Origin of the sequence: Flavobacterium sp. (assembly GCF_049318185.1) — a bacterium.
In the GTDB taxonomy this organism is placed as follows: Bacteria; Bacteroidota; Bacteroidia; order Flavobacteriales; family Flavobacteriaceae; genus Flavobacterium.
Map to the genome: position 1 here is coordinate 1 of NZ_JBMOGV010000086.1, position 9,623 is coordinate 9,623.

11 protein-coding genes are annotated in these 9,623 nt (G+C 32.8%); 3 read left to right on the top strand and 8 right to left on the bottom strand.

From position 1 onward, the window contains the following. A partial coding sequence (locus ACOYLT_RS08440) for a DNA-3-methyladenine glycosylase I (RefSeq protein WP_422853419.1) occupies window positions 1–539 on the top strand: 539 nt, incomplete at its 5' end. On the opposite strand, the gene aat is transcribed toward ACOYLT_RS08440, so the two are convergent. The 3 genes from aat to ACOYLT_RS08455 form a co-directional block, all read right to left on the bottom strand. Next, window positions 502–1,179: a leucyl/phenylalanyl-tRNA--protein transferase gene (gene aat / locus ACOYLT_RS08445; protein ID WP_422853420.1), complete on the bottom strand. Its 678-nt coding sequence runs from the start codon at window positions 1,177–1,179 to the stop codon at window positions 502–504. The genes ACOYLT_RS08440 and aat overlap by 38 nt on opposite strands. 112 nt (window positions 1,180–1,291) lie before the next feature. Next, entirely contained in the window at window positions 1,292–1,666 is a 375-nt protein-coding gene (locus ACOYLT_RS08450) for a DUF3127 domain-containing protein (protein WP_422853421.1), read from the bottom strand. A 2-nt stretch (window positions 1,667–1,668) separates the two neighbouring features. Further along, window positions 1,669–2,544, bottom strand: coding sequence for a flavin reductase family protein (locus ACOYLT_RS08455; protein WP_422853422.1), 876 nt, complete (start codon window positions 2,542–2,544; stop codon window positions 1,669–1,671). 111 nt (window positions 2,545–2,655) lie between these two features. Here ACOYLT_RS08455 and ACOYLT_RS08460 point away from each other — a divergent pair, with 111 nt between their 5' ends. Then, on the top strand, window positions 2,656–3,804 hold the full coding sequence (locus tag ACOYLT_RS08460; RefSeq protein ID WP_422853423.1) for a sensor histidine kinase: 1,149 nt from the start codon (window positions 2,656–2,658) through the stop codon (window positions 3,802–3,804). Between the two features lie 30 nt (window positions 3,805–3,834). Here ACOYLT_RS08460 and ACOYLT_RS08465 read toward each other — a convergent pair whose 3' ends face one another. Then, on the bottom strand, window positions 3,835–4,224 hold the full coding sequence (locus ACOYLT_RS08465; protein ID WP_422853424.1) for an HIT family protein: 390 nt from the start codon (window positions 4,222–4,224) through the stop codon (window positions 3,835–3,837). Window positions 4,225–4,280: 56 nt separating this feature from the next. Then, window positions 4,281–4,757 carry a transcription elongation factor GreA gene (greA, locus tag ACOYLT_RS08470; protein WP_422853425.1) on the bottom strand — a complete coding sequence of 159 codons (477 nt, stop codon included), beginning with the start codon at window positions 4,755–4,757 and terminating at the stop codon, window positions 4,281–4,283. A 160-nt stretch (window positions 4,758–4,917) separates the two neighbouring features. Here greA and ACOYLT_RS08475 point away from each other — a divergent pair, with 160 nt between their 5' ends. Further along, window positions 4,918–5,337: a Rieske (2Fe-2S) protein gene (locus ACOYLT_RS08475; RefSeq protein WP_422853426.1), complete on the top strand. Its 420-nt coding sequence runs from the start codon at window positions 4,918–4,920 to the stop codon at window positions 5,335–5,337. Here the strand turns inward: ACOYLT_RS08475 and ACOYLT_RS08480 are convergent. The 3 genes from ACOYLT_RS08480 to ACOYLT_RS08490 all read right to left on the bottom strand — a co-directional run. Further along, window positions 5,334–7,490, bottom strand: coding sequence for a TonB-dependent receptor (locus ACOYLT_RS08480; RefSeq protein ID WP_422853427.1), 2,157 nt, complete (start codon window positions 7,488–7,490; stop codon window positions 5,334–5,336). The genes ACOYLT_RS08475 and ACOYLT_RS08480 overlap by 4 nt on opposite strands. A 228-nt stretch (window positions 7,491–7,718) precedes the next feature. Beyond that, complete coding sequence (arfB, locus tag ACOYLT_RS08485; protein WP_422853428.1) at window positions 7,719–8,120, bottom strand: alternative ribosome rescue aminoacyl-tRNA hydrolase ArfB; 402 nt, start codon at window positions 8,118–8,120, stop codon at window positions 7,719–7,721. Next, window positions 8,110–9,623, bottom strand: a 1,514-nt coding sequence (locus tag ACOYLT_RS08490; protein WP_422853429.1) for a DUF4301 family protein, incomplete at its 5' end; no start/stop codon positions are given. The genes ACOYLT_RS08490 and arfB, both read right to left, overlap by 11 nt.

The window sequence follows — 9,623 nt, forward strand, 5'->3', positions numbered from 1 at the left end:
CTTGGTGCGAGAAAGACGATTTATATAGAGATTATCATGACAATGAATGGGGGAATCCCGTTTATGATGATGATAAGTTGTTTGAATTTTTAGTTTTGGAAACCTTTCAAGCGGGTTTGAGTTGGTATACCATTTTGAAAAAAAGAGATAATTTTAGAAAGGCATTTGACTTTTTTGACTACAAGAAAATTGCCAATTACAACGAAAATAAAGTTCTAGAATTATTACAAGATACTGGTATTATCCGCAACCAATTAAAAATTAGAGGAACGATTGCCAATGCTATTGCTTTTATGAAAGTGCAAGAAGAATTTGGCAGTTTCTCTAAGTATATTTGGGGTTTTAGTGACGGGAAACCGATTCATAACAATATAAAAACCATGAAAGAAATTCAAGCTACAACTCCACTTTCAGATACCATTAGCAAAGATTTGAAAAAGCGTGGGTTTAAATTTGTAGGCTCAACTGTAGTTTATGCCCATATGCAAGCTACAGGAATGGTCAATGACCATGTAGAGGATTGTTGGAAGAGGAAGTAATTTTCTGTGATTGCAATACTTTCATAAATGTTTCTCTCGATATCTCAAAAGCACCTAGTTTTTCTAAATGATCGTTATGAACTTGGCAATCTAACAGTTTATAATTGTTTTCTTTTAAATAATTCACTAACCAAACGAATGCAATTTTACTGGCATTAGAAACTTTTGAAAACATGCTTTCGCCGCAAAAAATATGTCCTAAATCTGTACCATATAATCCACCAACGAGTTCATCGTTTTGCCACACTTCTACTGATTTGACAATTCCCATTTCATGGAGTTTGGTATAAGAAACAATAAAATCATCGGATAACCAAGTTCCATCTTGACCTGGGCGATTTATCTGTTGACAATTTCTAATAACATCTTTAAAATTCTGATTGAACGTTACTTGAAATTTATTTTGATTCATCAAATTTCGAATGCTTTTGGAAACTTTATACAGTTGAGGAACCACAACCAATCTATCTGGTGGCGCCCACCAAAGGATTGGGTCATCTTCATTAAACCAAGGGAATATTCCATTACTATAAGCTAATAATAATCGTTCCACAGATAAATCGCCACCAATAGCTAAAACACCTTCATAAGAAGCTTCGTCAACAGGTGGAAAATATAAATCTTTGGTTAAAAAATGCATGTTTGAGAGAATAGCGGAAAGAAGCAATAGGCAAGAAAAGTAGTAAACAAAAAACCATTCGCACAATTTAAACTGTTAGAATGGTCTTTGTTTTTTAATCTTTTCTCTTTTTCTAGAAAGGCAAATCGTCGTGCTCTTCTTCGTTGAAATTAGTAGCTGGTTCAAAGGCTTCTGCAGCTGGCATTGGAGGCATTCCTGCAGCTGGTGCATCTGATTGTAATTTTTCTATTCTCCAACCTTGAATGTCGTTGAAATATTTAACTTCTCCTTGAGGATTTGTCCATTCTCTTCCTCTCAAATTGATAGAAACTTTTACCGCTTCACCAACATTATAATTATTCAACAAATCACATTTATCTTGCACAAAATTGATGCTGATAAATTGTGGATATTGCTCTTCTGTAGCGACAACTAATTCTCTTTTTTTAAAGCTAGCACTCACTTGTTGCTCAGCATTTACCACTTTAATTTTTCCAGTAACTTCCATAATTATTGTTTTGCTAAAAGCACTTTCCAAGCAGAAAATGCATCATTATTATTCAAATATTCTTTTGCTTTTTGGTGGATTTTCATTTCATCATCTGAACTCAAAACACCTTTCACAGCAAAATTTTGTTGTACAAATATAGTAATTTCTGATGGAGTTGGCAATGCTTCTACATTTCCTAATTTACCTAAATCATTGCCATCAAAAATGGAGCTTTTTTTGATAAAATCAGGAATCGCATCTACACCTACTCCTAGAGCAGTTGATGGTTTTTCTACTTCAAACAATCCTTGATTGGAACGTGAATACCAATTGCCTCCTAAACGAGCCACCAAATCAATTTTGTTTTGGTCAATCATTTTGTTGGCATCTAAAATATTTTCATGAATATGAATTTTTACTACTTCACAAATAATTAAATTCCCTGCGCCGCCTTGATTTCCTAAAGCGATGATATCATTCACTTTGCATTCAAACTGAACTGGACTTTCAGCCACTCGGTATGGTTTTATCATGTCTGATGGTAACATAGTTAACCCTGATTTTATAAATTCGTTTACACCATCGGGATACTCCGTACTAGACAATGACATTTGTTGAACAATATCATAGTTGACCATATTAATTACTACTTCTTTGGTAGCTTTACAATTTTCTAAAGTGTGCTTTGTAGTATTGTTTCTAACTCGTCTTGCAGGCGAAAAAACCAATATCGGTGGATTTGAACTAAATACATTAAAGAAGCTAAACGGTGATAAATTAGGTTTCCCGTTTTTATCCGTAGTGCTGGCAAAGGCAATAGGTCTTGGCGCAACTGCACTTTGCAAGTAACCTTGTAATTGCGATGGCGAAAGAGTATGTGGTTCGAAACTAAGCATGATATTGTTTGTTTATACAAATGTAATTTTTTTATGTTTTATCTTTACAATCCTTTACATCAAAATTTGAAGTTATCATTTTTTCATTACTTTTAAACCAAATTAGTTGGTATGCAGTTTTCGGAAAGGAGAAACTTTACGCGTTGGATTATCATAATGGCCTCATTTGTCATAGTGGCTTTGATTTTATGGAATACCTATACTTTTTTTCAAATTTTTAAAAACGAAGAGCGTGTCAAAATGGAGCTTTGGGCAGAAAGCTTAAAAACTTTCAACAATGCTAATCCCGAAACAGATGATATTGCATTGCCGCTCAAAATAATGAGTAACAACAAAACAATTCCGATTATCTTAACTGAAAAAGGAGAAATTATCAATCATACTAATATTGATGAAAATATTTCTAATGACAAATCAAAACTGAGAGATTATCTTGAAATTTTAAAAAAAGAAAATAATCCAATAATTATTGAGTCTAATCCGGGTAAATTTTGGTATCTATATTATGGTAATTCATCATTAATTACAAAACTAAAATTTTATCCGATTGCTTTACTACTGATTATTTTTCTTTTTGGCGCTCTAGTTTATAACTTTTATCGTAGTACTAAAATGGCTACTCAAAACAAGCTATGGGCTGGAATGGCGAAAGAAACAGCTCATCAAATTGGGACTCCCTTGTCCTCTTTAATAGGTTGGCTCGAAATAATGAAAGCCGATAATGTTGACGAAACTACTATTGCAGAAATTGAAAAAGACATTACTAGATTGCAAACCATAACAGATAGATTTTCAAAAATTGGATCTGAACCCATACTCGAGGAAAGAAATATTGTAGAAGAAACAGAGTTATCGTTTGACTATTTGAAATCTAGATTTTCTAAACAAGTAGAGTTTTCCTTTAAAGCTCCTCAAAAACCTATTATGGTTTCGCTTAATCCAGCTTTACACAGTTGGACCATAGAAAATTTAGTGAAGAATGCTATTGATGCTATGAGAGGAAAAGGAACTTTAGCTGTGGTAATTGAAAATGACAATCACACTGTTAAAATCTTAGTAACTGATAACGGAAAAGGCATTCCAAAAAAGGAGTTCAACCGCATTTTTGAACCTGGATTTACCACAAAAAAACGTGGCTGGGGTTTAGGTTTATCTTTAACCAAAAGAATTGTAGAAGAATACCATAAAGGAAAAATAAAAGTCTTACACTCCGAAATAGGCAAAGGAACAACTATGCAAGTTTCTTTTAAAAAGGCATAAAAAAATCTCGATACATCGAGATTTTTAGTTTTATAAATTACTTTGAATGGCTTTCGCCAATTCTTCGAACTCTTCTTTAGTTAAAGACGTTTTTCGTTGAAAACGCATATCATCCATATCGTGAAGCGGAATTAAATGCACATGCGCATGTGGCACTTCTAAACCAACTACTGCTAGGCCAATTCTTTTGCATGGAACAGTTTTTTCCAAAGCTTTGGCCACTTTCCTTGAAAATTTCATCAGACCTAGATACAATTCTTCTTCCATGTCAAAAATCTTATCGATTTCTTGTTTTGGAATACAAAGTGTATGTCCTTTTGCATTGGGGTTTACATCTAAAAAAGCCAAGTAGTTTTCGTCTTCAGCAATTTTGTAACAAGGAATTTCTCTGTTGATTATTTTGGTAAAAATAGAACTCATTCTTTTGTTTTAAAAAATAACTGAACACTAGAAACTGAACACTGAATACTAATTTATTAGTCTCTAGAGATTTCTAAAATTTCAAAATTTAATTTTCCATTAGGCACGCTGATTTCTGCAATTTCACCCACTTTTTTCCCTAATAATCCTTTACCGATTGGAGAACTTACAGATATTTTTCCGGTTTTTAAATCGGCTTCGCTTTCGGCAACTAAAGTATATTTTAATTCCATTCCGTTAGCTTGATTTTTAATTTTTACATTTGATAAAACCAATGCTTTGGAAACATCAAGTTGTGACTCATCAATCAATCTAGCGTTTGAATATACTTCTTCCAATTTGGAAATTCTCATTTCCAACATGCCTTGTGCTTCTTTTGCAGCATCATATTCTGCGTTTTCAGACAAGTCCCCTTTATCTCTTGCTTCAGCAATTGCTTGAGAAGCTTTTGGTCTTTCTATACTTTTTAGTTGATCTAATTCTTCTCTTAATTTTTTTAATCCTTCTGCCGTGTAATAAGATACTGTACTCATAATTTCATCATTTATATAAATAGAAAAAATCCCATCGCAACGGGATTTCTTTTTGCAAAGATATTATTTTTTAATTTATTTCAAATTTGTTAGCGTTTTAACATATGTCAAAGTTAATTAAATTAAATTTGTTAAACCATAGTATTTTAAATAAATTTATATGTGTAAAATTTTTATTTTATTGTTAGTATTGCCGTTTGCCTTTGGTTGTGATACTGGAAGCGTTAATAATAATAACCCTAATATTCCTAATTATTCTGTTAACCTACAAATAAATTTGAGTTTGCCTGGTTATAGTAATCTGCAGTTTGCAAGCAATCATGTTGTAGATTATTCTCAAGGTGCCAGAGGAATTGTAGTTTTCAACGCAGGAAATAATTATGTAGCTTTTGATTTAGCTTGCCCAAATCAACCCTATAGCACTTGTACTGCCCCAATGACTATAACTGGCATAAATGCAACTTGTAGTTGTGATAATTCAGTATATAATTTATATACAGCTCAAAGTCCAGGACAGCAATATCCTTTGAAACAATATCGTGTTGATGTTAACGGAGGATATTTATATGTTACCAATTAAAATTTCAAAGTCACTCCCGCTAAGAAATTAATTCCCGCTTGAGGGTAATAATAAGGGTAAACATCATACATATATCCATTGGAAATATATTGTTTGTCTAAAATATTATTCACTAAACCTGTTAAAACAATGGATTTAAAAACCGATTTAGCTTTGATTTCATATGCAATATTGAAATCGTTTACAAAGTAATCTACCAACTTAGCGGCAGGCAACTCTATGTTATTCATGAATTGTTCCCCGACATATTTTGAAAGCCAAGCAACTTGCAAACTTTCTGTTGGTTTATAAACTAAAATATTACCTGCAATTACTGATGGAGAATAGGCGATTTGTCTTGTTCCAAAATTCGCGCCAGCTACTTCTAAATCGACATTATTGTTTTGGCTTAAAGTAAAATTAGGACGAATAAAAACTTGTTTAGAAATAGCTATTGTTGCATCAACCTCAAGGCCTAAACGGAAACTTTTTTCACTATTAGAACGGATAGGATTGCCAACGTTATCTAGGTTTCCTGTTAGAATTAATTGGTCTTTGTAGGCCATATAATAGATATTAGTATCGACTTTGATTTTATCTGAAACATATCGCCAACCCAATTCATAGTCATCTAGTTTTTCAGATTTTACATTTCCACCTTCATAATCGGTTCGATTGGGTTCACGATTAGCTTTAGCATAGGAGAAATAGAAAATATTTTTAGCATTAAAACTGTAACTCATCCCCGCTTTTGGATTAAAGAAGTTAAACGTGTCATTAACTAAAGTTGGTTGGACACCATCGGCTTTATAGTTTACATTTCGAAATTGTAAATCACCATAAAGACTTATTTTTTCAGTAATCTGATAATTGGCTTTTGCAAAAATATTGCCATCTGTTTTTGTAGCTACATCATCATAGTAATGATTTCCCAATTCGCTAGTAGAAGCATAACGCGCCCAAATTACTTTACCAAAATGCTTTCCTTCATATTTATTCCAACCACCGCCAATAATGACATCCAACTTATCTTTCTTATAATTAGCAGAAAAAGTTGTTCCATAAAAATCATTATCTAGCCATTTTTGACGTATTAAATCTGTCGTATTAACAATCGTTGCATCAACAGTGATGGGTGTTAAACCATAATCTGCAAAATTTTGTGCATTTTGATATTCTTCATAATACCCTTTTCCTTTGGTATAATGCAATGCCATGTTACCACTCCAGTTTTCTGAAAGTCTTTCATTCCAATGTAATTGATAATGATCTTGCTGATAATTATCGGTTTGGTTATCGTAGAATTTTGTGTTCCCAAAAGCATCAGTGTACATTCCAGCGTAATTAAATGTTCTTTCATTGTTTAATGTTTCACCATCAACACCATACCAAGATTGATAGGTTTTCTCTTTTCCACCAAAAACTAAGGCTTTGATTAATGCAGTTTTACCCACAAAGGTACCTTGCAAAAAATAAGATTTTAAATCAGATGAAGCTCTATCAATATATCCCTGCGAGTCAATATTGGATAATCTTCCTGCCAATTCAAAACCTCGCGCTGAGTTTTTTTCAGCATTATCATTTAAAAGTCCTGTGCTAAATTTTACCGTATGCTTTCTAGTGGTAAAACTTCCGGCAGCATTAGAAATTTCGCCACTGGCTTCGTTTGAAAAACTATCGGTCAGTAAGTTCAAACTTGCCCCAAAAGCACCAGCGCCATTAGTTGAAGTTCCCACACCTCGTTGCAATTGTAAGCTTTCTACCGAAGAAGCAAAATCGGGCATGTTTACCCAATAGGCTCCACTGCTTTCTGCATCATTAAATGGAATCCCGTTTATGGTTATGTTAACGCGTGTAGCATCACTACCGCGAACACGAATTCCTGTGTAGCCCACACCATTTCCAGCATCGGAAGTAGTGACTACCGATGGCATATAGTTCATCAGGATGGGAATATCTTGCCCAAGATTACGGAATTTGATTTCCTTTTTATCCAGATTACTGAATGAAACTGGAGTTTTTGTTGTTACACGAACCGCAGCAACCAAAACTTCGTCGAGTGGGTTGATTTTGGCAGTGTCTTTTACTTTTTCCTGTGAAAAAGAGAAGAAAGAAGAAAGAAGAAAGAGAAAAGAAATCAGTGTCTTGCTTCTGTTGTTTAATAAATTTTTCATTCGTAAATTTTTTACGAATAAAAAGAGGTAATTATTCTTGATTAAAATTAAAAATTGATGTGTTCCTATGACAGCAAGTTTGCACACTTGGTTGTCATTTTTCCCTAAACAGCATTACCTGTTCTAGGTTCATTGGGTATAATCTCAGCTCGTAATTTAGAGCACCCCTTTTGAGACGAAGCAAAGATATAACTCTTTATTATAATTATCAAAGTAATTATTTTGAAATTAAAAATTTGGCTTTCTCCTGTTTTGTTTGATTTCTGAAAGATTACGTTTGGCTTTGATTCTTTTTTCGATGACGGAACGAGGAATTTTTGTTGCTTTTCTTTTCTTCGGGATAATCAAAGCATTTTTTATTAATTCGAAAAAACGTTTGATGATTATGTCTTTATTTCTTAGTTGGCTTCTATCTTCATCGCAGTTTAAAATCAATACTTTTTCGGAAGATAATTTTGAATCTAATTTGGTTTTTAGCAGCTCTTTTTCTTCGTCAGAAAATGCTTTAGAATTATTTAGATTAAACGTTAAAACCACTTTGGAAGACACTTTGTTGACATTTTGTCCTCCTGCACCAGAACTTCTAACGGCTTTGAACTGAAGCTCCGAGAGCAGTATATCAGTTTTCATACTTTGGTTGATGTGCAGGTTTGAGCAAATCATTTACTGTTTTCACCGGATTGAAAGTAATCAGTGGCACTTCGACAAAAACAGTTGTCCATTTTGCCATAGCACCATTCCACAAACCTGGCAATTCGTAACTTTTTAAATCGTTGCCTTTGTTGTTTTTGTGTACAATAAATCCGGTGCTATAATCTATAAATTCAGTTAAATCAAACTTTTCTCCTTTATAATTTTTGGTAGCGCAAACTAAATCTACAGGATTAAAATGGGTTGCTGTTGCCAAGATTTCTAGTTGTTGAGGATTTTGAGTATCCACTTGAGAAGTTTCTACTATTTGTAGTGAAACATTTCCTTTGGCACTTTTTACCCAAAATGGTCCACCTCCGGGTTCACCTTCATTTTTAACCATACCACAAACTCGAATTGGTCGATTTAGTTTGGTTTTTATAAAATCGATTTTATCTTCTATAGTGTATTTATAAAAATCATCCAAAATATCAATATTCAATTTGTTTTGCAGAAAATCAATTGTTGCTTGGATTGTGGTTTCATTTACCTCTTGATTATCAATGGCGGTTAAGATTTCGAAAACTTTTTGCTGAAATTCCAATAAAATACCAGCTAATCCTTTTTTATAGAGTGTTATATCTTCAATATGATTTTGTATGACATTATCTATGTTTTTAACAAAAATAATATCGGAATCAAGAGTATTCAAATTATTAATTAAAGCTCCATGTCCGCCAGGACGAAAAACCAATTCGCCTTTTTCATTTCTAAAAGGTTTATTTTGCATATCAACAGCAATAGTGTCAGTACTTTTGTCTTGATAAGAAAATCCAACATTTAGTTCGGTATTGGATTCATTTTCTGCTTTTTCTTTAACATCATCAACAATTTTTTGAAATAAATTTTCATGATGTTCCGAAACTGTAAAATGCAAATTAGATACCTTATTGGATTCTGCGTAAAAAACACATTCGTTAAGGTGTTCTTCAACAGGTGTGGCAATGTGAGTATCATATTTATGAAAATTTAAAGCTCCTTTTGGTTTATTGGCAAAATCAAAATGTTCGGCAGCCAACATGGTTTTAATGAAATGATAGCTTTTTTCGTGACTTTCTAGAGAATAATAATTGTCAACTAAACTTTTTACTTTAGATTTTACTTCTTCATAAAATGGGAATTTTTCAATTCCAGCTAAAAAAATGAGAAGGTTTTTATCTTTTTTCCTATTGATGTAAGCGTTTATTGTTTCATTTTCTGGTTGATAGTCATTTAAAAATTCATTCAAAAACTTGAACATTCTTGTTGCTGCGCCAGATGCAGGAACAAATTTTTTAAGTATTAAACTGTTTCTTTTAGCATCAAAAGTAGTAGCGAAATCTTTAAATTCTGCCATAGATAATTTTACAATACCATCATTTATAGTAGCTGGTTTTTCCAAATTGACTTTGGGAATTCCTGCCTCAAAAATGGAAAGTTCATTGGCGATTTTTGACAACGAAA